Source organism: Desulfosporosinus paludis (assembly GCF_045689965.1).
Taxonomy (GTDB): Bacteria; Bacillota; Desulfitobacteriia; order Desulfitobacteriales; family Desulfitobacteriaceae; genus Desulfosporosinus; species Desulfosporosinus paludis.
The window spans coordinates 3174811-3201797 of record NZ_CP144211.1; the positions used below are offsets into that span (position 1 = coordinate 3174811).

The 26987-nt window shown below is 39.4% G+C and carries 21 protein-coding genes; 17 read left to right on the forward strand and 4 right to left on the reverse strand.

Annotation, left to right across the window (positions count from 1 at the left end):
- Positions 1 to 5: 5 nt before the first annotated feature.
- Together istB and istA are read right to left on the reverse strand one after the other, a co-directional pair.
- Positions 6 to 773, reverse strand: a complete 768-nt coding sequence (istB, locus tag VZF35_RS15930) for an IS21-like element helper ATPase IstB (protein WP_407306382.1) — start codon at positions 771 to 773, stop codon at positions 6 to 8.
- The gene (istA, locus tag VZF35_RS15935; RefSeq protein WP_407306384.1) at positions 770 to 2239 is read right to left on the reverse strand and encodes an IS21 family transposase; all 1470 of its coding nucleotides are present in this window, start codon (positions 2237 to 2239) and stop codon (positions 770 to 772) included. The genes istB and istA overlap by 4 nt, the downstream gene beginning before the upstream one ends.
- Before the next feature lie 165 nt (positions 2240 to 2404).
- Between istA and VZF35_RS15940 the strand changes: the two genes are divergently transcribed.
- The 13 genes from VZF35_RS15940 to VZF35_RS16000 all read left to right on the forward strand — a co-directional run bounded on the left by VZF35_RS15940 (position 2405) and on the right by VZF35_RS16000 (position 18770).
- On the forward strand, positions 2405 to 3238 hold the full coding sequence (locus VZF35_RS15940; RefSeq protein WP_407306386.1) for a DDE-type integrase/transposase/recombinase: 834 nt from the start codon (positions 2405 to 2407) through the stop codon (positions 3236 to 3238).
- Entirely contained in the window at positions 3231 to 4031 is an 801-nt protein-coding gene (locus VZF35_RS15945) for an ExeA family protein (protein WP_407306387.1), read from the forward strand. The genes VZF35_RS15940 and VZF35_RS15945 overlap by 8 nt, the downstream gene beginning before the upstream one ends.
- Positions 4028 to 4306, forward strand: coding sequence for a hypothetical protein (locus VZF35_RS15950; RefSeq protein ID WP_407306388.1), 279 nt, complete (start codon positions 4028 to 4030; stop codon positions 4304 to 4306). The genes VZF35_RS15945 and VZF35_RS15950 overlap by 4 nt, the downstream gene beginning before the upstream one ends.
- A 640-nt stretch (positions 4307 to 4946) precedes the next feature.
- Entirely contained in the window at positions 4947 to 5402 is a 456-nt protein-coding gene (locus VZF35_RS15955) for a hypothetical protein (RefSeq protein WP_407306390.1), read from the forward strand.
- A complete protein-coding gene (locus VZF35_RS15960; RefSeq protein ID WP_407314638.1) occupies positions 5366 to 6274 on the forward strand; it encodes a hypothetical protein in 909 nt (302 codons plus the stop codon). The genes VZF35_RS15955 and VZF35_RS15960 overlap by 37 nt, the downstream gene beginning before the upstream one ends.
- A 526-nt stretch (positions 6275 to 6800) precedes the next feature.
- A complete protein-coding gene (locus tag VZF35_RS15965; protein ID WP_407306392.1) occupies positions 6801 to 9485 on the forward strand; it encodes a DDE-type integrase/transposase/recombinase in 2685 nt (894 codons plus the stop codon).
- A gap of 79 nt (positions 9486 to 9564) precedes the next feature.
- On the forward strand, positions 9565 to 10608 hold the full coding sequence (locus VZF35_RS15970; RefSeq protein ID WP_407306394.1) for an ATP-binding protein: 1044 nt from the start codon (positions 9565 to 9567) through the stop codon (positions 10606 to 10608).
- A gap of 174 nt (positions 10609 to 10782) precedes the next feature.
- A complete protein-coding gene (locus tag VZF35_RS15975; protein WP_407306396.1) occupies positions 10783 to 11928 on the forward strand; it encodes an ATP-binding protein in 1146 nt (381 codons plus the stop codon).
- A 174-nt stretch (positions 11929 to 12102) separates the two neighbouring features.
- Complete coding sequence (locus VZF35_RS15980) at positions 12103 to 13437, forward strand: TniQ family protein (RefSeq protein ID WP_407306398.1); 1335 nt, start codon at positions 12103 to 12105, stop codon at positions 13435 to 13437.
- 464 nt (positions 13438 to 13901) lie between these two features.
- The gene (locus tag VZF35_RS15985) at positions 13902 to 14198 is read left to right on the forward strand and encodes a hypothetical protein (protein WP_407306401.1); all 297 of its coding nucleotides are present in this window, start codon (positions 13902 to 13904) and stop codon (positions 14196 to 14198) included.
- Between the two features lie 623 nt (positions 14199 to 14821).
- Complete coding sequence (locus VZF35_RS15990; RefSeq protein WP_407306403.1) at positions 14822 to 15634, forward strand: hypothetical protein; 813 nt, start codon at positions 14822 to 14824, stop codon at positions 15632 to 15634.
- A 93-nt stretch (positions 15635 to 15727) separates the two neighbouring features.
- Positions 15728 to 16870 (forward strand): hypothetical protein, encoded by a 1143-nt coding sequence (locus VZF35_RS15995; RefSeq protein ID WP_407306405.1) that lies wholly within the window; start codon positions 15728 to 15730, stop codon positions 16868 to 16870.
- A gap of 442 nt (positions 16871 to 17312) precedes the next feature.
- The gene (locus VZF35_RS16000) at positions 17313 to 18770 is read left to right on the forward strand and encodes a hypothetical protein (RefSeq protein WP_407306407.1); all 1458 of its coding nucleotides are present in this window, start codon (positions 17313 to 17315) and stop codon (positions 18768 to 18770) included.
- 1222 nt (positions 18771 to 19992) lie between these two features.
- Here the strand turns inward: VZF35_RS16000 and VZF35_RS16005 are convergent.
- Positions 19993 to 21228: an IS4 family transposase gene (locus VZF35_RS16005; protein WP_407306410.1), complete on the reverse strand. Its 1236-nt coding sequence runs from the start codon at positions 21226 to 21228 to the stop codon at positions 19993 to 19995.
- 912 nt (positions 21229 to 22140) lie between these two features.
- Here VZF35_RS16005 and VZF35_RS16010 point away from each other — a divergent pair.
- From VZF35_RS16010 to VZF35_RS16025, 4 genes are read left to right on the forward strand one after another with little or no spacing between them, the layout of a single operon-like run.
- Entirely contained in the window at positions 22141 to 22479 is a 339-nt protein-coding gene (locus tag VZF35_RS16010; RefSeq protein ID WP_407306412.1) for a GIY-YIG nuclease family protein, read from the forward strand.
- Positions 22476 to 22940, forward strand: a complete 465-nt coding sequence (locus VZF35_RS16015) for a DUF6530 family protein (RefSeq protein ID WP_407306414.1) — start codon at positions 22476 to 22478, stop codon at positions 22938 to 22940. Before VZF35_RS16010 ends, VZF35_RS16015 begins: the two co-directional genes overlap by 4 nt.
- A gap of 1 nt (position 22941) precedes the next feature.
- On the forward strand, positions 22942 to 24978 hold the full coding sequence (locus tag VZF35_RS16020) for an AAA family ATPase (protein ID WP_407314640.1): 2037 nt from the start codon (positions 22942 to 22944) through the stop codon (positions 24976 to 24978).
- A gap of 35 nt (positions 24979 to 25013) precedes the next feature.
- Positions 25014 to 25610, forward strand: coding sequence for a helix-turn-helix domain-containing protein (locus VZF35_RS16025; RefSeq protein ID WP_407306415.1), 597 nt, complete (start codon positions 25014 to 25016; stop codon positions 25608 to 25610).
- A 78-nt stretch (positions 25611 to 25688) separates the two neighbouring features.
- Here the strand turns inward: VZF35_RS16025 and VZF35_RS16030 are convergent, their stop codons facing one another.
- Positions 25689 to 26660, reverse strand: coding sequence for a recombinase family protein (locus VZF35_RS16030; RefSeq protein ID WP_407306417.1), 972 nt, complete (start codon positions 26658 to 26660; stop codon positions 25689 to 25691).
- Positions 26661 to 26987: the final 327 nt, after the last annotated feature.

The window sequence follows — 26987 nt, forward strand, 5'->3', positions numbered from 1 at the left end:
TGTATTCACATAGTTTGTTTAGCCAATGTCTGCTCTAATCGGTAAGAATCCTTCACATTCATGTTTAATACGTGGGATCGGAAGGTTACTCTGTCAATCAATGCTGCAACCATAATTTCGTTCTCAAATAGCTCTGTCCAACGTGAGAATTCTAGATTGGTGGTTAAGATTATACTCCCCCTTTCGGAACGTTCCGATATCACCTGAAACAACATTTCGGATTGGTGACGGTTGAAGGTAAGATAACTGAGTTCATCGATGATCAGTAAGTCGATCTTAGCCAGACTTTTTTCAAGTTTTGACAACCGGTGAAACTGAATAGCCTCTGCAAGTTCATTCGCCAAGTTGATCGCCGAATAGAATTTCACATTAAATCCTGCGTAGCAGGCCTTCATGCCTAGTCCTATGGAAAGATGGGTTTTCCCCGCACCGGGGGTACCGATCATTACAATGTTTTGTCGGTTTTTAATATAATCACAAGAGGCAAGCTCCCATATGTAGGAGTCCGATATATGTTCAAGACGTTCATATTTAAATTCATCAAGAGTCTTCATGACTGGAAAGCAAGCTTTTTTAATCCTGCGTCTTTGCCCAGCAACCTGTCGCTGTGAAACCTCAAGTTTCATGGTCTCACAGAGAAATTGGTCATATCCGTCACCAGGAGAGAGCTGCCGGACAACGTTTTCATAGCTTACAAATGCAGGTGTTCTGAGTTGCTTGGCATAAAGCTTGATGCTCTCTTTAACAGGGTTGATTTCATGGGCCCCACTCATACCGCAGCCCCCCTGTTCATCAGAACGTTATACTTTTCAAACTGAGGCTTGGGCACTGGAATATCTATTTCTACAGGTATCTTTTCAGGTGTATTAATCGGCGTTAGAAAAGCTCGTATCTGATCGACCGATAGTTCAGGACTTTTCAGAGAGGCTATTGCTCCCAGAACCTTGTCCTCTCCATAGTCAACACAAAGCCTTAGCAACTTGACCATTTCGCGCGGGCTAGAAAGCCGTCTGCCGATCTCTAGCAATTGTGTTGTTAGGGTGCTTTTTACGGGCTTGGCATTGAAAACACTGCGAGGACGCTTTTCAATCAAGTCTATGTAGTGTTCAAGCCGATATTTGGTTTGTCCTCGTTCGTAACAGCGGGGATACCTGGCTATCTCAGCATTTCTGTATATCATCACTATCTCGTTACCGTAGCCCTTAATACTGATTTCTTTGTCAGCGTACTTAACCGGCACGGAGTAGTGGTTGTAATCAAATCTCACCGTTGAAAAATCACTCACTCTTTGTGTTATGCTCTTGCTTGGGTCAAATCTATATCGTGGCAGGGATGTCAGCATGACTCTGGTGGTCATGGACATCTCACCGACGGTCTGCTCACGGCCTGTTATCTTATGTTCACGGTATCTTAAGCACCTGCGCAGTATTTCTGTATTTAGTTCGTCAATCGTTTCTACTCGAGGTATGGGCACTAAAACATTGCGCCTCACCCAGCCCACAAGTCCCTCGACGAGTCCTTTCTCATGCCCCGCCGCTATATTACAAAAGTCGCATTGAAAGGCATAATGTGCGGCCAACGCAAGGTATCTGTCTTGGGCTTTGGCATGAATCCCGAACCCTTCCTTAACGGCTACTTTGGCATTGTCAAATATTATCCGTTTTGGAGCACCTTCAAAATAGTCAAAGCCGGTGATTTGAGCTTCGAGGAAACTCTCCTCGTTCTGGCGGTAATATGCCCGGCAGTAAATATCGGCACTGTAACACTCCCGCATACAAAACAGGTTCAACTTCGTCTTTTTACCACTGATGTATGCGGTTGCTTCGCCCCAATCAATCTGAATCGCTTCTCCCGGATCATAAGATAATGGGACGAATACTTTTGCCTGTTTGCCTTTTAGTTCCGCTACGATTTCCCGGATAGTTGATTCGCCACCCTTGAAGTCTTTCTCTTCCACGAGGCGGTCATATATTCGCTTAGCAGTATGTTTCTGTTTCTTAATATTTTCTGTTTCATCAATGGCCAGGCAGTTCTTGATAAAATCCATTACCTCATCAGTAACCACATATCGCTGACGACCACTTGTTCCTTGACGTACCCAGGGGACCTGTGATCCTTCACAGTATTTTTTAACCGTATTACGTGATATCTCGAGCATCTTAGATATTGTCCTTTGTGACTTACCCTCATGTACATGCAAATAGCGTATCTTTTCGTAAATATCCACTTCTATTGACACCCTTTCTCCCCCTGTACGTCAGCTTTTCTCTCTTCTGAACTATACAGGTTTTTTCATAGAAGTGGCTCACTTTTTTCCTGGCGTTTCCTTTATTTTTGGCTCACTTTTATTTTAGCGTTTATAATTAAGTTCGGACCGTACCTTCCCATCGGTCCCAATGGAGCCTTGAAACAAGTCTACTTGGTTACATTTGTGGATGATGCAACAAGATTCGTACTCCATGGTGCCTTTTATCCCACACTAGATCAGCTAATCATCGAAGACTCTTTCCGATCAGCCATTCAGAAGTACGGTGTGCCAGAATCCGTTTACTTCGACAACGGTAAGCAATACCGTACTAAATGGATGACGCGGACCTGCTCAAAACTGGGCATACGCCTTATTTTTGCGAGACCGTATTCTCCAGAGGCAACCGGGAAGGTCGAACGCTTTAATAGAGTTGTTGACTCTTTTCTAAGTGAGGCTGCCTTAGAAAAACCGAAGACACTTGACCGCCTGAACGAATTGTTTCAGGTATGGCTCAGCGAATGCTACCAGAATAAGCATCACTCCGCCCTGGAAAACAAAATGAGTCCGGAAACCGCCTTTCGCAGTGACAAGCAGCCCCTCCGGTTCGTGGAGACCGAAGTTTTAACCAATGCCTTTTTACATAGCGAATCCCGCAAGGTAGATAAGTCTGGCTGCATTAACTTTATGGGCAAAAAGTATGAAGTGGGTCTTTCATTTATTGGACGGACAGTTGATGTAATTTACGATCCGGCAGACATTGTTGAATTAACGATTGAATACGAAGGGTATGTCCCATGGAGGGTACGTGAACTTGAAATTGGTGAGCGTGCCGGAAAGCGTCCTCCCTTACCGGATTATCTGCAACCACAACCTGCTGAATCGTCAAGACTGCTAAATGCCGCCGGGGAGAAAAAACTGCAACGCCAAGAACGACAAATTCCGGCGGTCTCCTACCGTGCAGTACGGAAGGAGGAAAAAGGAAATGTTTGAATCCTTCTACGGCCTAAGCTGTGCGCCGTTTTCACGCGATATACCGACGGATGAACTTTACGAATCTGCTGTTCTGGAAGAAACGCTAGGGCGGCTTGAGTATGCAGCCGAACGTCGATGGTTTGCCGTCATCACAGGTGACTGTGGTACCGGGAAAACAACAACCATCCGCCGTTATGCGCAGACTCTAGATCCATCAAGATTCAAAGTGCTTTATCTATCCGACTCAAAGCTTACCCCTCGCCACTTCTACAAAGGGTTACTGGAACAACTTGGCCACGAAGCGAAATTCTATCGCGGTGATGCCAAGCGTCAGTTACACCGGGAAATCGAGCTTATGCGGGGAATTCATCACCAGCAACCGGTGGTAGTTGTTGACGAGGCCCATCTTTTAGACCGGGAGATGCTAGAAGAAGTTCGCTTTTTATTAAATATGAAGATGGATGCCCAGAGTCCGATGGCCTTAATACTTGTTGGCCAAAGTGAGTTGTGGGATAGACTGCAATTACAAGCTTACGCAGCGATCTGCCAGCGCATCGACTTGCAATGCAAACTGACGCACTATGATCGGGCTGAGGTTGAAGCATACATCAAGCGACACCTAGACTATGCCGGGGCAAAGCATGCCATCTTTTCGGACCAAGCAATGGATGATATTTATCGCTATTCCACTGGCGCGGCCAGACTCGTCAACAAAGTATGTACCCATTGTCTCATGTATGTTGCGCAAAATGGTCATCGAATTATTGATGACCGTATGGTGAAACGTGTCATCGAGGGGGAATTGTCATGAACAATCCAATACGACGTATGGCTGGCCGATTAAGTTTGGAGGATTATTTCATACAAACCGGTTTTTATGACTTACTACCAATGGCCCTGCAACTGGCCAAAAATTTAGGATATGACCAAAGTGAAATGGTTGAGGCCATTTGCAAAGTTCATGACAAGTATTTTCAGTATCCTCCGACTAGAAACCGAACGGCTTGGTTTAGAATGGTTTTTCAGGAGAAATTACAAGAGGCCAGAGGAGAAATTCTGGTCTTTAATACGAGGAAAAAATACTAGTAAGAGAAATAGCCAATAGTGAGCCGGTTGCAGCTAGCTATTGGCTCTATTTTTTTAGTTCAAAGACTGACGGACGGACGGACAAATAAATTTGGTCACGTTATCCGTCATTCTATGGACAACTTACGCCGTCAATCTTCGGACATTAAACAGCGTCAGTAACAACTTAGTTATTGAGCGTGGTAATACTTATGTTTCTTCAAAGTTTGTCAATCAAATCTTGGACAAAACCTTTAAGCAACTATATCAAGTAACCTTTGGGAAATCAATGGAGCGTAACAGTGAATAAAGTGTCGGTTACGTTAATGAAAACTAACAATTATTGAACGGTTTTTAATATATTAACTTGTTGAAAGAATCCAATAAACTTCCCATAGTAGGATAAGTTGCGAGCACTCGCAACTTGCTGAGATGCTATGCTGACTGATCCCTTGTCTATCTAACCGGAGGATTTCTCATTGTTATGACCTCCTTAGATTTAAACCACCTAGTAGTGTATAAATCCAATCTGCCACCAATATGACGAGTAGCTGTTATAGATATGGGATGCGGTACTGGTCTTTCCATGGAGTGAGGAAATAAAATAATATAAATTGGTATAAACCCTCGAAAATTCGGTTAGAATCCTTCTGATTTTGAATTGCTGGATTTTGGGGTGTTTAATATCGGTACACGGCTATTTAGTCTGAGGCCAATTGGGATTGGAACAGGGATGATCGAAAGTCAAGCCAGTTATATTGCTAGGCTTTCCGAGACTCATTCAGTCTCTGTTGGAACCCTCATCGGGAAAGAACTTGCCCCTGTTTTGGCAAAAAAGTTCATCTTAAAAAGTAGTTTAGAGGGTGGCAGTAGATTTTTTGATGCGGCGTCAGAGGTAAATGGATTTGGAAAAGTTGCAGAGGACTGCTCTCAAGGGCTTGAGATTTTAACGGGAGGCACTGATCTAAAGAACTTAACGCTAGTGTCATGGAATCAGATGATTCCATCAAGAGGAGTGCTTCGTGAAAAAAAGCATGGTGTCCGGAATGTCTGGAAAAATGGAAGGAAAATAATCAAGACATTTACGAACCATTGCTATGGAGTTTTAAAGCCGTGACTGTTTGCATCGAACATGGGCATTCACTTCAAAATAAATGCCCTAATTGTTCCAAGGAAATACCCATTTTGACCCGCAAAACAAGAAACGGATTTTGCTCATATTGCGGTTGTTGGTTGGGGCACTCCAGGATTTGTATAAATGGAGTGCATCAACCAACAAGCTGGGAGTATTTTGTCGTAACAAATGTAATGGAATTACTTGCTATGGGACAGGTCTCCTTATTACGTCATAAGGAAATCCATGCTTTTATTAAATCAATGGTAGATATTTACGGTAGCAAAGGTGCTTTTTCACGGGCTGTTGGCATTCCAAAGACTACTGTAAGAGCCTGGTATGGTGGAAATAATAAGCCAAGGTTAGATGCCCTACTGATAATTTGTTTTGGAGTTAAACAGCAACTAAAGGACATAGTAGTGGGATTTAGGGGTACTGGCTATTGTCTTGCAGTGGGTTCAGAGCTTATGTTCACACCAAAACCGGTTAAACGGAGAAGACCTTTTGACCAAGATCGAACAGAATCTGTACTCAAAGAGATCATTGAAGGTAAAGTAAATCCACCTCCGTCAGTTAGGGCGGTAGCAAAGAGCTTGCTATGTGATAAACGATTACTATACAAACATTGTTCTAGCTTGTGTAAAGCTGTGTCCGAGAAACATACCGCTTATGTGCAGGAATGCCGGAGTAAACGGATTAATGAGGCATGTGTAAAGGTCAAAGATGTGACAGAAGACTTACTCAACCAAGGGGTCTACCCTAGTCGACGACGAGTAGAGAAAATATTGGGCTCCAGGTTGATAATGCGAGAAAAGTCAGTTCAGACAACATGGCATGATACTCTAAAGAAACGGGAATTCTACAATAATCAATAATTACTGGTTTAATTTGACAAAGTTATTATTATTAATTACACTATAAACTGAGGTATCTTATTGGTAAGTGAGGGCGAATAAAGTGCCTTTGAATTTCTTTCTGAGAAAGAAACTAAATATACGCGCACGTTTAAAAGGCCGGCTAGGTAAACATCTAGCCGGTTTTGCTTTTTTTGGTAAACGGAAAACATACTATTTGTTTACCTTTTCCTCCGATTAAAAGTCTTGTTCATAACCTATAGATCTTGATTTATCATTTTAACTAACTTGAATCAAAGTAAATGAGGCTTTTGGTGACCTAAAATGCTATTACCCCAAAACAACATATTTAACCAAAAAGGAGAAATTCAAAATGAAAAGCGCCTATACATCTAGATCTTAATATGACAAAGAAAGTGGACGACTAAATAACTATGAACAAAGCCCCTATAGGATAAGTTCTCGAATTATTTGAGAACCAACAACAAGAATCCAAAAAGTAATTCATTCTTCCTACGGAATGTGAACCAAAAAGGAGACGTACATTGTGCTCAATGATTTAGATTTTAACCGGTGGTGTACAAGGCGAAAACTTACCGAAGAGGCAATTGCATTAATTAGCCGAATCAGAACCAGTGAACCATCACGGCGGGTCGGAGGTGGAAGAAAAAATGTGGTGGGTGCATACCCGAGTTTAAAAATGGGAGTATCCATTCAATTTGAGAGTCATAAGGTAGAGTTCCCAGGAATTTATTTAAAAGAACATGATCTTAATGTGCTGGAATACTATGACCAACCGCCTGCAATTAAGTTGACCTATAATTCGCGTAACGATAGAGTGGTTGGGTTTTATCATACTCCAGACTATTTCGTACTAAAGAAAGACGAAGCTGGGTGGGAAGAGTGGAAAACAGAAGAAGAATTAATTAAGCTTTCTGAGCAGTCACCTAACCGATATGTCTTAATTGACGGAAAGTGGTATTGTCCGCCGGGTGAAGATTACGCAAAAGTGTTTGGTCTTCACTACTGGGTTAAGTCCTCAGCAGAGATTAATTGGAAACTTCAACGTAATATCTGCTTCTTGGAGGATTATTGGCTTGATACAAAAGCTCAGCTATTGTCGGAAGCGGCGGAGGTGATTTTTGCAGCTGTTCGGAGAGAACCAGGAATTCTTTTAATAAATCTCCTTAACGCTCCAAATGTTAAGGCGGATGATGTTTATTATATGATTGCCAGGTGGGAAATTTACGTTGACCTCGAGGATGAATTGCTAACGGAGCCAGAGCGTACCCATGTATTTGCCGATGACCAAACCAGTTTAGCGTACAAACTAATGAATTCAACCAAAACTATTGCAATATTAAAAACGAATCTATTAGAAGTCGCTCCCGGCTCCAAAGTATTCTGGGATGGATGTCCTTGGACAATAGCTAATCTGGGAAATGACAATATTTCTTTGGTTTCACAAGGCAATATTACAGAATTGTCTAGGAAAACGTTTACTAATCTGGTTTGTGAACAACGGATAAGAGGTGTTGAGAGTGAGATTTTAGAGCCTAAAACATGCTTGATCAAGTCTATATTCGATGACGTGAGCGAAAAGGATCTTGCAGTAGCAAATTTGAGGTACCAAATGATCTTACCAATACTTGAAGGAGAAAAGAAACCAGGGTTTACGGATATAGAAGTAACACCACGAACAATCCGTAATTGGTGCAATTCATATCGTCAAGCAGAACAGGAATACGGTGCTGGATACATTGGCCTTATACCCCAGGTGAAAAATCGTGGAAACAGGACAGAACGACTCCCACAGGAAATGCTAAAAGATTTTGATGATTTTCTAATAAAAAATGAAACGCCTGTAAACCAGAAACAAAAAGTGCTCTACGGAAAGCTTCAAGAGATTTGCGAAAAAAAAGGATATATTATTCCGAGTTTTACCACATTCCGTAAAAAAATAAGACAAAGACCTAGAAAAGAACGGGTTTATAACACTCTAGGTAGCAGAGTTGGTTACGATAAGGCTGACGATTTTTACTGGCAGATAGACATGACCACCCCACGGCATGGAGAACGGCCATTCGAAATTGCGCATATTGACCATACCGAAGTCGATTTGCAGACTGTGCACTCCGTGACAGGTGGCAACATGGGGAAGTTCTGGTTGACGTTGATGGTAGACGCCTTTTCAAGAAGAATACTGGCTTTTTATATTACGTTTGACCCACCATCATATCGTTCTGACATGATGGTAATGCGTGAGTGCGTCCGAAGGTTTTACAGACTTCCGCAAATTATTGTTACTGACAACGGGCGCGATTTCAAAAGCACATACTTTCAATCGCTATTGGCTCGATATAATATTACACCCAAACTTAGGCCTCCGCACGAGTCGCGTAACGGTTCAATATGCGAAAGGATGTTTGGAACGAGTAATACGCAGCTTTTTCACAACTTGATGGGCAACAGTAAAATCATGAAAAACGTCCGTCAAGTCACTAAGTCGGTGAATCCTTCTAGTCATGCAGTTTGGACGCTGCCTGCACTTTACGAATTGTGCAGAGAGTATTTCTACGAGTTCTATGACACCTCAGAGCACTCGTCCCTTGGTGAATCACCCCGTGAGTTATTTGAACGGGCAATGATACTCGCTGGGAAGAGACCTTTCAGAATCATTCCATATGATGAAGATTTTCTGATGATGACGCTTCCCGCGATTAAGCGCGGAACGTCCAAAGTTGACCCCCAACGGGGTATTAAAGTTCGTTATCTTAATTATTATTGCGAGGATTTTAAAAAACCGGATGTTGCGGGAAGCGATGTTCCAGTACGTTATGATCCTTGGGACGGGGGCATTGTTTATACCTTTGTTCGTGGACACTGGGTAAAGTGCTATTCCGAGTATTATTCAATTTTCAAAGGCAGGAGTGAGCTGGAAATAAGAATCGCTACAGAGGAGCTTATCAAACAGAAAGGAAATAGCTCTAAAAAGTTCAAAATTTTAGCAAGGGAGTTGGGTGATTTCATTTTGAAGGCGGAGGCTTCAGAGGCACTGCTCGCACAACAACTTGCTGATTCAGAATTACAACCCCAATTAACAGTAATAAACGGTGGATATTGCACTGATGATAGAAGTCAACATGTATATAACCAAGAAGAAGTTGACCTTGAACCGGAATTCGATTTGACAGACATTAGCTTCAACTTCGAAGCAGAGTTTAAAGACTAATATCATACTCTGCTTACGGCAGGTGGTTTAAGTGTCTGCCATAAGCGAGCCGTAATGATGTGGCTAAGGAAGTGTCCGAATGGGTGATAGCGTTGGAAACCTAGGGTTTCCAGTGGAATTGTTGGATAAGTCGGTACTAGAACGTCGTGAGTACTTTGGTGATTACATCGTACTCCACCCATTTCTAAAACAAGCTGTGAATGCCATAGTTTCCAAGGTTGTGAGTATTAGATCTGGGAGAATTATTGTTGTATGCGGGCCGACAGGGGTTGGGAAAAAGGAACTTGTAAACAAAGTGACGGCAAGACTGATTGAACTAGCTCAACCGAAGCTTCTTAGCAATAAAGGTTGTATACCTGTTGTGAATGTCGAAGCGTCGGCACCGGATTCGAGAAACTTCAATTTCCCAAAATTGTGGAGTAGTGCCTTAAAGATAATGAAAGAGCCTATGCTTGACAAAAAGGTTAAATATATCAATGAGGTTACTATAAATCCTGAGGGGGAACTGGTGGTTCTGTCTAAGATCAAGAAAGGTGATATGCGGGAGGTACTTGAAAATGCTCTCCGGTACAGGCAAAGTTCAGCCCTGGTTATTAATGAGGCACATCACTTGTTACGGGTAACGAACGAGAATGATGCAAACTGGGAAGTAATAAAGTCTTTAGCTAACAATAGCCAAACCTCTATAGTTCTAGTGGGTACATATGAACTGACGACATTTTTGGAGGATTTAGATAAATCTTTCACAGACCAGGTAAGTATAGTAGAATTTCCTCGCTACAGCCACGAGGTTAAAAGTCAGATAGAAACATTCGGGAATATCATTATACAGTTTTTACGTCACATGCCACTGGAGAAAACAGCGGTGGCCTTAGTGAAACATGATTTTATGTACTTTTATAAGTATACATTGGGATGTGTAGGGTCGCTTAAAGGCTGGCTTAATAGCGCATATGATTTAGCGTTACAGGATCAAGCCGTAACATTGACTAAAAAACATTTGGAGGAGACTAGGATTTCTGGACACCGTAGTATGGGGATGCTTAAGAGTATTACTGATGGAGAGAGAAAGATGGCAAAGATAGGTGGATGCAGTGATGATAGAAACGGCCATGTATATTAAGCAAGAACAAGCAGACGTTGAACAGAGTTCGATTTAAACGATTATTAACTTAAACTTTTACGAAGAGTTTAAAGCTAATAATTATACTCCACTTATAGCTGGTTGTTTAGATGTCTGCCGTAACTGGAGAAGTTATGACAGCGAGACGTAATGATTTGGCAAGGAAGTGTCCGTATGGGAGATGGTGTTGAAAACCTAGGGTTTCCAGTAGAATTGTTAAATAAGTCTGTACTAGAGCGTCGTGACTACTTTAGTAATTACATCATTCCCCACCCATTTCTAAAACAAGCTGTTAAGGACACAGTTTCCAAGATCGGAAGTATTAGATCTGAAAGAATTGTTTTTGTGTGCGGGCCGACAGGTGTTGGGAAAAAAGAGCTTGTAAACAAAGTGACCACAAGACTGATTGAACTAGCAAAACCGAAGCTTCTTAGCAATAAAGGATGTATACCTGTTGTAAATGTCGAAGCGTCGGCCCCGGATTCGGGAAACTTCAATTTTCCGAAATTGTGGAGTAGTGCTTTAAGGTCAATGAAAGAGCCTATTTCAGACGCAAATTTCAATGAAGTTATAAATACTGAGGGGGAACGGGTTGTTCTATCTAGGATCAAGAAAGGTGATATGCGGGAGGTACTTGAAGATGTTCTCCAGTATAGGCAAAGTTCGGCCCTAATTATTAATGAGGCTCACCACTTGTTAAGGGTATCGAGCGGTAAAAAAGCAAACTGGGAAGTAGATGTAATAAAGTCTTTAGCTAACAAGAGCCAAACCCCTATCGTTCTGGTGGGGACATATGAACTAACCACATTTTTGGAGGATTTAGATAAATCTTTGACTGATCAGGTTAACCGGAGAACAAGTATAGTGGAATTTCCTCGATACCGTCATGATACTAAGAGTCAGGTAGAAATGTTCGGAAATACCATAATACAGTTATTACGTCACATGCCACTGGAGAAAACAGCTGAGGCCTTAGTGAAACATGATTTTATGTATTTTTATAAATATACATTAGGGTGTGCGGGGTCTCTAAAAGACTGGCTTAATAGCGCGTATGATTTGGCGTTACAGGAACAGACCGTCACATTAACTAAGAAACATTTGGACGAGACTAGAATTTCTGGACACCGTAGTATGGGGATGCTTAAGAGTATTACTGATGGAGAGAGAAAGATGGCAATAATACAGTCTGATGGTGATATTGATACTGCACTCGGTATTAATAAGGAGAACAAAGAAGCGACAAAGAAACTCACTCCAAAAGCTAAGAAACGCACCTTGCCGGGTATCCGGAATCCTAAGAGAGATGCGGTAGGGTGAGGTTAATATTTATTTTGCCATAAACTTATAAAGTGGTTCTATGGTTATAAATCTTGGATGTATACGCCGACATAATTCCTAAGTCCTTCCTTGCAATTAAATGTTGGCTAGCAATTAAATTATAAATATTAAGGCTGAATTTTCATAACGCAAAGTACGGGGGCATTAACATAAATGAAAATTAAAGAAAAAGAATATTCTCGGCTTGTAAGCAAAGACGTTAGCCGATTATATTCACTGAAACCGGTGGCGATATTTAGTTCATTGAGTGAGAGTTTACCTAGTTACATCATGCGGCTTGCTATGGCTCATCGGGTTACTGTAGGAACTCTAGTGCAATATGAAATAATTCCTCGTTTAAAACTGAACTTAATTGGAGGAAGATCAAATTTCTATACCGGAGTTAGACGACTATATTCTGCCTCCATGCTCTCGAGAGAGTTGATTCAAGTTCTTGAGGAATTAACGGGTAACAATGATTTGATATCCCTAAATTTCAACATTGGTGATCGCTTCGGTAATAGTAGGATTTTTCGAAATTTCCGCGCATGGTGTCCACATTGTTTAGAACAGTTTAGATCAGAAGGGGGAATCATCTACGAGCCTCTAATATGGAACTTTTCAATTGTAGAGTTCTGTAAAAAGCATAGGTATCCATTGCAAACAAAATGCCCAGATTGTGGACAAGAGATGCATTTATTAACTCCAAGCTCAATACCAGGATATTGTTCAAGATGTCGTTGCTGGTTAGGAAATACTAATAGTTACCCAAAAAACTTAAATATTGAAAAAGGTCAATGGCATTGGTGGGTATATGATAATATTGCTGAGCTCATTTCCGAATCTCCAAAAATATTACAAATCAGCGATAAATATCTTATAACTAATAATCTAAAAAGAATAATGAATCATTATTCCGGTAATGGTTTAAGAAAATTTGCACAAATAGTTGATTTGAAACGTTCGACACTCTATAAATGGATAACCCGCGATGTACGGCCTAATCTGAATTTGTTGTTAGGTCTAGGCTATTGTATCGGCTTAACAATAAAACAAATAGCTACAGACCAATTACTGTTAGATAGCACCGAAATAACTTTATTAAGGCAACCGGTGAAGAAACGCTCATATATAAACAGGGCTATTGATCGCGAGTTATGTGAACATAGCCTAAACTCTGCTATCTTGGATAGCTTTACACCGTCAATTAATGAAATTGCGAGACAGGTTTCAATAGACCAAAGGACCCTTCGCTATCATTTCCCTGAAAAGGTTCGTGACATTGCAGCAAAACGAAGAGAATTAAGTAGAAGAAAAAGCCAGTTAAAAGAACTTGAAGTACAAGAAGAAATTGAGAGAACAGTTATTAGAATATATCACAAGGGAAAATATCCAAATCGTAATGCAGTTTGTGGAGAAATGGGAAATGGCTGGCTTTTCAGAAAAAAATCTAATTATGCAGCTTGGGAGAAAGCCGTTTTATCATTGGGACTTAAACTTGATTTTTAGAAATTAATTTATTTTGCAAACTATGGACTAATAATTATATTTAGGTACATCCGAAATTGTGGATTCAAACGCAACTGATATTCAGAAGCTCAAAGATCTACTGAAGTATACATTTAGCACAGTGAATCAGTTGCCTTAACCCAATTCACATGAAGAGATAGGGGTTATCTGGATGCTGTGGATAAATTCTACGACGATGCACCTTGGTGGATAGAATATCGAAAGAATAGTTGAAAACATAATTAAACCAGAGTACAGTCAAGAATATAGCCCTGAGGGTTGATTTTCGATTAGTTGTACATAGCCAGTTTTTTACTAGAAATTATTTTACTAACTTAGATAGTCTGTTCGGAGATACGCTCAACCCAACACTCATTTATTTTGATGTACTAAAATCTAAACGCAAAGTATCTTCAAAATACCATCGGGTAGTTTAACATTTTCATCACGAAAGGAGAATGACCATGTATTTTATAACTGCTCTAACAAGCCTTGAAGAATCAAACGATACTAGATGTTTTGGGTATTATCCAACAAAGGAAGAAGCCTTACTTGCTGTTTGCGAAAACAGATGTAATCTAAATGAAGGCATATATAACTACATCGTAGTAGAGAAGATCGAAAAAGGAATCCACAGTTTAAGCGAGGAAGAAACGTGGTTCCAATGGTTACAAACTGGGGGATATCTTGGCGAAGGGAATTGGAGTCAAATAGCAAAGCCACCAGAAACTGAGCACATCATAAACTACGCGATCGGCTAAATAAACGCTCGTTCAAACAGGACATTTTTCCAGACACACTCCTAGTAAAGATAAATGCAAGTTTAAAACTAAAAGCATCACATTGGCAATTGTCGACTATCCCATACAGCTCCAGAACGTTTTTTATGAAATGTTCTGGTTTTATTTTTCCCTGATACCGTACTTTTGGCAGGAATATTCAGGAAATTTGTAGAATCTTGAATAGAGTAATTTAAGACATCGGTAACTCATGACGTATGTAAAATGCTACGCTTCCTTTCGAGGATTGTAGAGACGGCTTTGTAACCTGGTCTATAATTGTAGCTCGAAAATTATGTAATAAAATATTTAGTTGTCAAAAAAAGCAACATTAGTAAATAGACGAAAACGAAAGAAAAACGGACTTTAGCATTTAGTATAAAACACGCTTCTAGCATGCAAAAAAGCAGAAATCGAAACACCTAAATCGTCGCTCACGGTCAATTTTGGCCAAAACGGGGAAATTGGTTTTTGAATAAGTGAATGTAATGTCCATTATCGGACCCAAGATTTCTTACTAAAGGGGTCGCTATTGCAACCTTTTCCTCTGCTGATAACTTGTAAATGGTAAACAATAAAACACCGAGTAAGGAAGTTATGTATAAATGAGTGAAAATAAAAAATCTGGTAACCTGCTATTATTTAGTTATCTTCTCAATAACAACAGGGCTTTTGTAAAGTCCTTAAAAATTGCGATAGGGCGATTTGTAGTTAAATATATCAACTCGAACTATCCCTTTGTGCTGAGTGTTGATTCTATTAATAAATTAGATCGAATCATTCTTGCTAAAACTTTTTTACAAACTAAGCCTGATCTAAAAGAAAAATTTAATATAAAAGATTCATTCCTTCAAGATATTGCACAATTTATTGATCTAAAAATTCCGTACCATTATTGGGTTTTAATAAATAACCATCAGAGGGGATATAACGAATATAGGGGTATATACTCTGTACCTGATCTAATTTTCACTTATACTAATAACTATAAAATAGAACCAAGAATGCTGCATATGTTTAATATTAGAAATTTAGTAAAAGAGGACAGTTATAATGCTTTTAGTAACGATCCAAATGATAGATTTTACAAAAATCATTGTTACGACTTTGTAATAAAAAATCTTCACCGATTTGTTGAAATTTATGATGAGGAAATTCCTGCTGTAGTTACTTGTGAATGTAGGAGTAAAGGCCTTTGGGATGCTTATTGGTATTGTGTGTGGAAGTGTGAATTTGATAAAAACGATGAGCTTATAGCAATACATTTTGATCAGGACTACTTAAACTACTTTTTTGATGGAGATACTGAGAAAGCTATGAAAGAAGCTGATTGGAATGACGGAATGTTTGATAAGTTATATATTCTGGTGTGTAAGCAATGCGGTTCCTGGTATGTGTGGGATAAAGAACGCTGTTAGTCCAAACTGGTGAGACATTCCAAAAACTCTATAATGAATGCTATTGTCATAATCTTAGTTATAGGACCCAAAAAGAGAAGGAGTAGATACAAGTTGGTAAGAAAAATTAATAAAGGAATAACGGAGAATGCTACTGAAAAGATTTGTTTCGTTATTTCACCGATAGGGAAAGATGGGACAGAAACATATGAGCTATTTAAAGAGGTTCTTGACTATATTATTACTCCAGCAATTAAAAACTCCGGATATAAATTGAAGGTAATACGTGCGGATGATATTGAACATTCTGGTTCTTTTGTAAAAGATATTCTTGAAAAGATATTGGAATCTTTTATTGTTATTGCTGATCTTACTGGGAAAAACCCAAATGTGTTTTATGAACTTGGTATTCGTCATTCTTTAAGTACCAGAACAATACTTATATCACAGTTACTTGATGATATTCCGTCCGACTTAAGAGAATATAGAACTATAATATATGACATAAGTTTAAAGGGGGCGAAATTGTTTGAAGATAAATTTAAAAGATATTTGGACGAAATATATACTGCACCAGATCGCTCCGATAGCCCAGTGCTTGATAGATTGCCAAGCATAATGCAAAAAAACACTCGTGAATTAGAAGAAGAAAATATGAACCTCAAGAAAGAACTTGAGTCCATAATAAAAGGTGATTTTCAAAATGAAGAGCGTAAATCTCTTGGAATAGAGAAATCATCCCAACCTTATTTAGGTTCTGTAAAAGTAAGAACTGAAAGAGTAACAAAACTATTAAGTTTGGAGAAGAGCTACTTAACTAACACTATCATTTCAAAGGATAGAATTTTTAGTATTCCTAGTTCACAGGGAAGTTTTCATTTATACAGTAAAAAAGAAAAAAATTTTGAACTAGATTTATCGAAAAAGTTATCTCCTAAGGGAATAAACGAAAAAGTACATTTTATAGCGGTACATGAAAATAACTGGCTCGGTGAAACTGATTACGAATACTCAAAAGACCTAGCGGATATTCGCGTACTTCTGGATATTTGTTCCACATTAAATGATGTACCGTTACTTTTTACAATTGTTACTGAAAAGGATTTAAGTAAGGTAAAAAGTAAAATTTTTGATACATTTGAAAAATTAAAATCATTCATTAATTCAAGTTATAAAAGCTTATACCAATTAGAATTATGGGATTCTGAAGGTTTACTTACCAAAGAAAAAGAACTGGGGATTTTCATTGAGTTATAACAAAGTTTACTTCATCTGAAGCTTTGAATAAGATACATGTCGGGACATTCTGGATTGAAGTCAGTGAAGAATTTGACTTACTATATTGAGAAACAATTTCAAAGGAAAAGAATGATTCATGAAGAAATTGAATCCGAAATGGATGAGAATGAACGTATTGTTTGAAGGGCCCTTACTTTAGTATCCCATTGACCTAAGCGTTAAATAATCATAGATTAAGGTGTTCGCGTACTTTGCCAATATGAATGTAGTATAGCGCTACAGGAACACCCGACACGTTATGCGAAAGACTGTAAATAAGTGGCGTGACAGAAGGAAAATTTGTAAGACTGAAAGTCCTTGGTACAAGCGGCTTCAAATAAATAAATAAAAAAACCTTTTGCTATAAGTTTTGTATTATAAATAGTGAGGTGTGACATGCTTTTATTGGAGGGTGAGATTGATGTCTCGAATAAGCACAATTCTTGAAAATAGAGGGCCTTTAATGTCTGGAGTTTTGGCTACTGAATTAGTGAACAAATTCTCAATATCCAGAGAAGCAGCGCGAAAAGAAATCTCTCGGGCATCTACACCAATCAGAAAATTAAAGAATATTACCTTCGACAACAACCAGAAGTTTTTATATCTTGATGCACACTTTACAAAGAATGAGTTTTTTGAAAAACTGTTAAAAAATATAAAGCTTAATTCGAAGGCTTACTACTATTTTATAAATGCTATCATTAATAATAATGGGTTTATTAGTTCAAGAGAAGTAGCAACCTACTCAAGTTCTCCAATACAACCACTGAAGGGACATAAACCAGCTGACTCAATAATTAAAGATCTCATATATATAAATTTATTAATTGACAATGGTGATGGCTTATTACAAATGAATCCGTTTCTAGATATTCCTCAGAGCTATACACGGTTTAAAGCATTAGACTTAGCAAAGAAAACAATTATGAATGATTTTTATGACTGGGCACGCAAGATTAATCTAGTGTCTTATAATTCAGGTAAGTTGCTTGAACAAATACCAGAATTTCATAAATTCCAGTGGAGTTTTACAGCACCTTCTTATGTTAAAGGATTACAAAAAGGCAAAACACCTGGTTTCGTTGTGGCAGACGTAATTTTAGGAAAACAACTTTTGGAAGAGGATATTGAATATTTTCTTGCAAAGGTAAACGTGATTAGCCAAAGTAAAAGGCACTCCCTCTTTATACCAGTGCTGATAACCGAAGGTCTGGAAGAGAAGGCCTTTTCAAGACTTAAATCTGCTGGAGTAATATTGGGTTTTATAGATAAGTTATTTGGCAAGAACTATCTGGAAACACTCAGATCTCTTGTAGCCATAGTAGAGAATGCTTCAGCAATTATGACAAAAAATCCTGACCAATATTTTGAATTTCTTGATGCTCTAACAAAGTTAGAGGGAAAAGCGTGTAATCTTAAAGGAGATGTCTTCGAACTAGCTGTCGGATATTACTATTCTCAACTTGCTCCCTATATAGAAATTAACAAGTTGATTAGAGAACACGAAAGTGGTAAAAGTAAAGAAATTGACGTATATGTCAAGTACCCGAATGAAGTAAGGTTCATAGAGTGCAAGGGTTATAATTATCCACTTCTTGAAGATTATGTAACCAAATGGTTAAGTGATAACATACCTACGATTAGGAAGTGGGCATTGAGTCAGGATGAATATGTCCATAAAAAGATGGTATTTGAATTATGGTCAACAGGAGGATTTGATGAATCTGCAACGGACAAGCTGAGAAAGGCTACAGAATCAACAAAAAAGTATGAAATTAGATTTTTTGACGCTAAACAAATATCTGAGAAGGCAAAGGAAGCAAAAAACGATAACCTAAATAGAGTACTGAAAAACCATTTTTCAAGTAATACTATTTAGCCACGGTCCTTCGACAACACGCAGTTCCCGCAACTTAGAATAGATAAATGCAGTATGAGGCTGCGGGAACTGCTGAACGTTAGGTTATAGGATGAGGGGGCTTCTGATAATGGTCATAACCTTTGTTATGGGCGTCAAAAAATTATTTGTACTGAATATATAAGTCAATCTGTAGACTTAAATAGAGAGGAGAGCCGTTTTTTGGTTGATAGCGTATTCGAATATTATAAGGTAAACCTCACAACTTATAGTTTAGTTTTTCAACATTTTAAGTGGAAATATTGGTTCTTTATAATCGCATGGATTCTAACTTTTGTAGCTATTATGATATTCTGTCTATCAATAGCTTTAAAATTGTATATAACTCAAGCATTTTTCATTCTTCTTATTACCTTAATGACAGGGGTCTATATGTTTAGGGTTTTTAACTATAATGCTAAACAAGTTCTTAGATCAGAGCACAATATTGAGGTTATAGGAAATATATGGAGAGGTGAATCCTTTGATAAAATGCGAGCTGAGAAGCTTAGAAAATATTTGATTCAGAATCAACTATTTACAGAAAAGAAGCTCAAGTTACTTATTGATTTGTTAATTAAAGAATCTGAGCGACGTAAGATACCATCTTTTGTTGCGCCTTACTGCCAGTATGGGTTCAATTCGTTACAATTATATATAAGTATGCTATTGACCAGTTATCAGCATTTGCTTTAATGATTACTGTGAGTATCTTTGTATATTTTTTTATATATATTGGGGGAATGTTTAGAAGTATATGTTTAAGTATTAAAGATTTATTATCTAATGATGAAAGTACCTTAATTAAAAAACTTACCGTTTTACTTGAAGATTGCTTATTAAGATATTTTGACATTTTAAGTGATTAAACAATAAGCTCCGATTTACCAAATATGGATTTATTGAGTTTAATTTTATTGCACTGGGAAATGGCTACTTCGGATGATTCATGGAAATATAATAGCTCGATATATAATGGACTTCAGCCTTTAGAGCTGATGCTATTGTCATAATCTTATTTTTCGGCACTAGGGTTGCATTAAAATAATCTGCCCTTGTCAAGTGGAAATCAGGAAGACTTTATGTTTCTTATAACATCCTTATTTGGTACATACATCCAATAGTTTTTTCTTTCCCTGAGAAAGTTGACCACCACCTAAGAGGTAGTTCTTATCCACATTTTTACATTTATTTGTTTTGGCATTTAGAAAATCTCGATGCTAAAGAAAAGGTCATCCAACTCTCCAGAAAGTACTTGATTCAACGTTTCTAAGTAGATCCGTTCAGGATCCTGACGCTGGCGTCCCTTCGTTGGGTAACCTTTCCTGTGAAGTTTTTGCACGAAGGTGGTGAAGGGCTCGTATAAACACGTAATTAAGAGTCGTTGAATATCAAGCAAAGGACCTTGGTAGGCCGATCGATACTTGACCAACATCATCAAACAATAGGTAATTAAGGCGATAACCAATTGGTTCACAACTGCAGCTTTACTCTTACCAAACAGATGCTTAATCGTCAAATGTTGCTTGATCCATTTGAAGAAAAGTTCTATTTGCCACCTGTAGCGATAGATATCGCCGATCTCTTCAGCCGTTATGTTAAAATCGTTGGTTAAAATCATGATGGCTTTACCTTCGGTATCCTTCGTGACCACAAGCCTTAAGTCGGATTCCATTCGTTTTTTCCTTTTACCGAGACGTACGATGAGGTCTTCTTCTATGATGCTCTCTTCGTCAACCTCAAGTTCTTGTAGAACTTCAACACAGGCGTTATTTTTTAAGCGAGTGACAAAACGAATGCCGTCCCTGCAATAACGATCAAACTGCTTATACTCTAAATAGCCCCGATCAAAAACATTTAAGGCATCCTCATCCTCAACAACCAGGAATTCCAGTTGACTTTTGTCGGATTTACGAGCGACTGTAATCGTGGCTTCATCCGGTATAGGATCGCCATCAAATCGAATTCGTTGGTGGAGTTTCACCCCACCTTTCGTCTCTCTAAAGTCTGCCCATAAGTATTGGGAAAGACAAAGACTGATGGTCGAAGCATCAATTAAGTAGATGCGACCTAATGATTGACGTAAAGTCTTGAAACCCTGTTCTACGCCTAACGTTTGTACAATGCTTTTATGAATAATATCTGCGACATTGGTTGACATGTCTCTGAATCGACGAGAAATCTGAGAAGTACTAATGGAGTCCAAGTGGATGGCTTTGGCAAACGCATCTTTGTTTAAACTGTTGCTGATCTCGTCCAGACTTGTATATTCTTGTATTTCTGCATTGATCACCAGTTGGACGAGCTGAACGGTTTTTAACTTCTTAACATACTTATCGACGAACTCAACGTTTCGGCTAATTTTTCGCCAAAGATCCTGAGATAAAATGGGTCCTAACAATTGAAAAAAAGTGGATTCCGTGGTATTCTTGTCCTGCATTTTTGTTTTTCCTTATACTTAGATTTGGACAAGAACTACTCCATCTCTAATTATAAGGCTTTTTTATACCAAAAAACAGGATTTTTAGCATATTTCAGCTGTTATTAGGCAGTTTTCATGACATATCACTGTAAGACTGCACTTGACAAATCATTATATATTTCATGCAAGGCTAGTGATTTTTCGGACACGGTCCCGGCGAAAAAGCTTAGACAAACAAGTAGAACCATCGCTTTTTAACAATGAAAGAGAAATCGCTATAAGAAATGTTATGCTTCCTTTTTGTGTTAAAGGAAAAGTTATGGTTCCAAAAGTAAAGAATCTACTAAACTCAAAGGTCAGTAAACGGGCCTTTGACGGAAAAGATATCGTTACGCAGCCGGAAAAGAAATGAGTTAAGTCACATTAATGAACATAAAAAGTCCAGCAATGCTGGGCTTTTCGGCTATTTAGGGCAAAGTAAAGCATCGTTTAGGGCGGTGCTTTCTTTGTTTTTAAACCAAATTGTTTAATGATGCACCCTACTTTTTAACGATTACTACCTTTCGTTAAAAAGTATAGGAATCGTTAAAAGGTATGAGGAAACGTTTAAAAAGTGTAAAGCTGAGAATCAAGTACTTAAATTCTGAAGAGCGGAAAATATAGCTAATTTAGAGGATATTCTGCCGATCATAGGGACGGAATAAAAAGGTTAGCAAGTATAGATAAGTAGGCTAAATACTTAAGATGAGTAGGTAAAGTAAAAAAAAGAAGATGAAAAAAAGCAAAATACAAAATTGTAATGGGATCCACAAATAAATGACATAGGTTTCTTTATTATATCTAGTTTAATTAGAGTGTAGACTCTACGGGGCGTGGATTGTTTTCATTATATGCAACTTATACAATAAAGCCGAGGTGAACAAAATGGATATGAAAAGAAAAAAGCAACTTCTTGAGGAATATAAAAACAGACGACCCGAAATGGGCGTGATTTCTTACCGTTGCATAGCAACTAATGAGTCTTTCTTGGGTATTTCCAAAGATACGAAGGCCGACTTTAATAGTACCAGCGCCAAACTTGATGGAAACTATCATCCTAATAAAAGGCTCCTAGAACTTTGGAATCATTACGGCATGAGAGGCTTTGAGCTTTCCGTAATGAAAGTCCTTAAATATGAAAACCCTGCCGACGATCACACCGCCGAACTGGAAGCGTTGCGTGAGCAGTGTCTGGCACAGGACAAACAAGCAAGGAGGATCTGGAAATGAGCAAAGATATTGTAATGATTGCTGATCAGTATGACCGCATCGATGGGAGAAATGCCTATAAGTCAGATATCAAACGTCTGACACTGGGCGCACCAACTTTGGAAATCAACAAGAATATGCAAATTGCAGTGCAAATCTGGAAACAAGAAGCGAACGGCGAATTAGAACTCAGTGCTGAGCTTCCCATACATCAGGCGATTGATCTGATGATTTTTCTAAGCCGCACCTTGCTGTATTTTCGTGAGGCCTATAGGCTGCCGCTGTTATACGACCCGGAGAAGCCGATAGTGGAACGGATTGGCGTGCAGGGCAGCGTAATGCCAATCGCTGTGTGTACTGAGAATCCGAATATCAACGAAGATATTCAAAAGTTCTCAGAAGCGTTAAGCAATTTAGGAGAGCTGACCGGCGAACGGCTGCGCGTGCTGTCTCGTATATTTGAGGAAATGGAGTATTATTAAAATGGAAAATCAATGGCTTCTGTCCCCTAAAAGACAGTTGACGGAAGTAGAAAGATCCCTTGTTTGGCAAAAGCCTGTCACCCACATTGAAAGTGACGCTGAACGCCGTATATGTTCAGAAGTAAAGCGCAATTGGACACGCGGTGAAATGAAAATCACAAATATCCTTTTAGAAGGAGATGCCGGTTCCGGTAAGACACAGCTTGCCAAAGCCCTCTCCGCTGACTTTGGACTTCCCTATACGAAGGTGACCTGTTTTGCGGATATGGATAAATCCGACGTATTAGGTTCTATCCTGCCTGTGCTGCCGGAGGATGAAAACAATACTAAAGGCGTAACTTACAAATATTATCCCTCAGAAATTGTGCGAGCTTATGAAAACGGCTGGTTGCTGGAAATTCAGGAGCCTACAGTAATTCGTGACGCAGCGGTACTGATGGCACTGAACTCGGCGTTGGAGGCGGACGGCAGCATCAATCTGCCTACTCGGATTTTGCATCGTCATCCTGATTTTATCGCTGTTATTACTACAAATCGGGGCTACAATGGCTGCCGCCCGTTGAACGAGGCCCTGCGTGACCGTGTGCAGCACAGTGAAAAGATGGATTTACCCCCCATCGAAGTTATGTCGACAAGAGCGGCGGCTAAAACCGGCTGTACTGATGAAGAATTGCTGTTGACCTTTGCCCGTGTTATTGTTTTATTGGATCAAACCGCCAAGGCAAACGCCATCAAGAGTGTTGCAGGTATGCGTTCCTATTTTTTCTGGGTGGACGCTGTACTTCAGGGCTCAGAGACGGTGAATGCACTATATCACAAGGTAATTTATAAAATCACTACCGACCCCGATGAAATCGTTATTCTGGAACAAGCCTTATCAAAGCATGGAGTGTTGTCAGAACTGGAAGAGATATCGGAACGGCAAATCAAAACCAACGGCCAGGTTATGGAAATCCATACAGAAGGAACTATGGAAACAGAGTTTTTTAACACTATTGCGGATGACATCTTGGCGGTAGCCCTGCGAAAGTCAGCTGACAACGAAGGTTATTCAAATGATGACGCGGAAAACGCAGCCGATACGCAAAGCTCAGACCACGGCGAGGACGGAGACCCTATATATCACGAGTTGCAACAAAAAAACAATCTGGAATTGGAGCAGCAAAGGAGAGATTTTCGCAAACATCTGAATCGTCAAGCGCGGGAAATAGTTAAGGGTTCTTCCCATGAGAAAGTCAATCTAATTGTTCACAGACCGGAAGCAACGATCGCCCATCACCGTGAATATCAACAGATTGCATCGACGCTAATGCCAATAGTCCGGGAGTTGATACGAAAAATCCTTCCGCTTTTGGAACACGAAGTATCCACGGAGTTAGCGAAATCTCGTCTTTACGGGACGAAATTCCATGCAGAAAAGCTAGCTTCTCCTGATTTTCACTACTATTCCCAGAAATGTCCGCCGGATGAAGAACTTTCTCTTGCGGTGGCATTACGAATTGACGAATCGGCCTCTATGAGCGCCTTTGGGCGGTTGGATGCTGCAAAGCAGGCTGCTGTTGCTGTTTATGAATTTTGTGAAAGCTGCAAAATACCAATGTTAATTTACGGGGATACTGCAGACCGCTCATCTCTGGAGCAGATGTCGCTTTACTCCTATATCGATTACGAAAATCCAGCCCTGAACGACAAGTATTGCCTTATGGCGATACAAGGACACAGCAACAACCGGGATGGCATGGCGCTGCGAATCCTGGCAGAAAAACTAATGAAAGCTCCGCAAAAGACAAAGCTGCTCATCAGCATCAGCGACGGTCAGCCAAAAGCTATGCCAAACTATACCGGTGAGAAAGCCATAACTGATATGAAAGAAGTAATACAGGAATATAAGCGCAAAGGGATATTGTTTCTAGCTGCTGCCATAGGGCAGGATAAAGAGACCATTTGTGATATTTACGGACAAGAACACTTTTTAGATATCACCGATTTACGGCAGCTTCCGATACGGCTGGTTCAAGTTATTGCAAAATATCTATAGTATAGATAATCTCGTAACAACTGGAGGTGATTAATGTGGATTGCGCCAAGGTTGGGCGTTTGATTTTTCATCTGCGAAAAGAAAAGGGCCTGACACAGCAACAGGTTGCAGATTTACTGAATATCAGCAATAAGACCATATCCAAATGGGAGTGCGGTTTGGGTTGTCCCGATGTTACGCTATGGTCTGAGCTTTCAGAAGTACTAGGGGCAGATATTCAAAATATGCTGGAGGGTAAACTTGATCCCAACCTGCCTGATGTGGGAAAGATTTATAATACTCAATTTTATGTATGCCCCGCCTGCGGAAACATTCTGACAAGCACTGGGAACGCCTCCATTACATGCTGTGGGCGAAAACTACGGCAGCTAAAGCCCGTGCCCTACACAATAGAACATGAAATTACAGTGGAAGAAATGGACATGGACTACTATGTTTCTATTCGTCATATTATGACGAAAGACCACTATATCACTTTTGTGGCGTATGTGCTTTACGATAGAGTACTTCTCATCCGCTTGTATCCTGAACAGAGTGCAGAAGCCCGTATTCCAATGATGAAAAAGGGTGGAGATTTATATTTGTATTGTACAAAGCATGGTCTGCAAAAGTATTCTGGTCTTTGTAACTAACAACTGCGTACTTTCACTACGGCATATAAAAGAAAGCAGTAAATAAAAAGGTTTTTCTATGCGAAATTTCGGTTTAATTTATTCCGGATAGTTGACCCTTTTCATACTATAGTGAGTGCTTTTGCGTTTAACACCATCGGTTTCCATATTGCTTCGACGTGCCTTTTCAGCTTGAATGCGATCAAACTTCTCCTTCGAAATAATAGCGGGATGGCAGTCTTCGGCCAAATATTTATCGCTTTCATTTTTGTCCGCCAAGCGTTTATTGTTCGGAAAGTCGTTAGAATACGTTTTACCAACTAAGACATTGCCTATGTATTTCTCATTGATTAGCATATTTTCTATTGCTCTTTTGCTCCAACGATCTTTGCCGGTAGGCGATTTTATCCTTAGAGTCTCAAGTTCACGGATAGTAGCAATTACACTGTATCCGTTTAAGTACTTATCGAAGATATTTTGAACGATTAGAGCTTCTTTCTCGTCGATGATCAGTTCGCCTTCCTGATCATGACGGTAACCGAAACACCTTCTGTTATACAGTTTCGAGCTTCCGTCCTTAAAACCTTTGGCGATACCCCATTTTATGTTCTCGCTCCGAGCCTGGCTTTCGGCTTGTGCATAGGCTTCTAGAATGGATACAATAAAATCATTCTTAGATCCCTTAGAGTGAATATTATCGTTTTCAAAGTATACGTCGACTAAAAGGGATCGTAGCTCATTTATCGCATCAATGGTTTCTACTGTGTTCCTGCCAAAGCGGCTGATTGATTTTGTTATTATCATCTCAATTTTATGATTGCGGCATTCTTCCAGCATTCTTTGGAACTCTGGACGTCCGGAGGTGTTCTTTCCAGAACACACGTCAGCATAAATGCCCACAAGTTCCCAATCCAAATGACTATCAACCAGATCTCTAAAATAGGAAGTTTGGTTCGCAAGGCTGTGGGCTTGATCTTCGTGGGAGGTGCTGACCCTGCAGTAGATGGCTACTTTTAACCTTTTTATTAGTGGATAGTGATCAACTCTTGTTACTTTTCTCTCTAGGCTCACGGCTACCTTCAATCCTTTCGGAGACTGGAATATCTGGCGAATCTCATCTCGGTATCTGGTAGCTAGAGTATTCTATAATCGTTAATGAAATCCTTTTTGTAGATTGTACCAAGAAGTTGCTGCAGCCCCCATTAAGCAAATGCACCCCTTTGACTATAATCGAAAGATGTATCGTTAAATTGTATCAAAGAATGTGTTTTTTAGCCTCATCATCTCAGTCAAGGCGAGGGGAGCTATACCCCCATCATACGAATTGTTAAATTTCTATAAAACTATAAACAACAATTTGTTAAAAGCTTTCTTGTTTTCACCACATTCTTCAGTCTC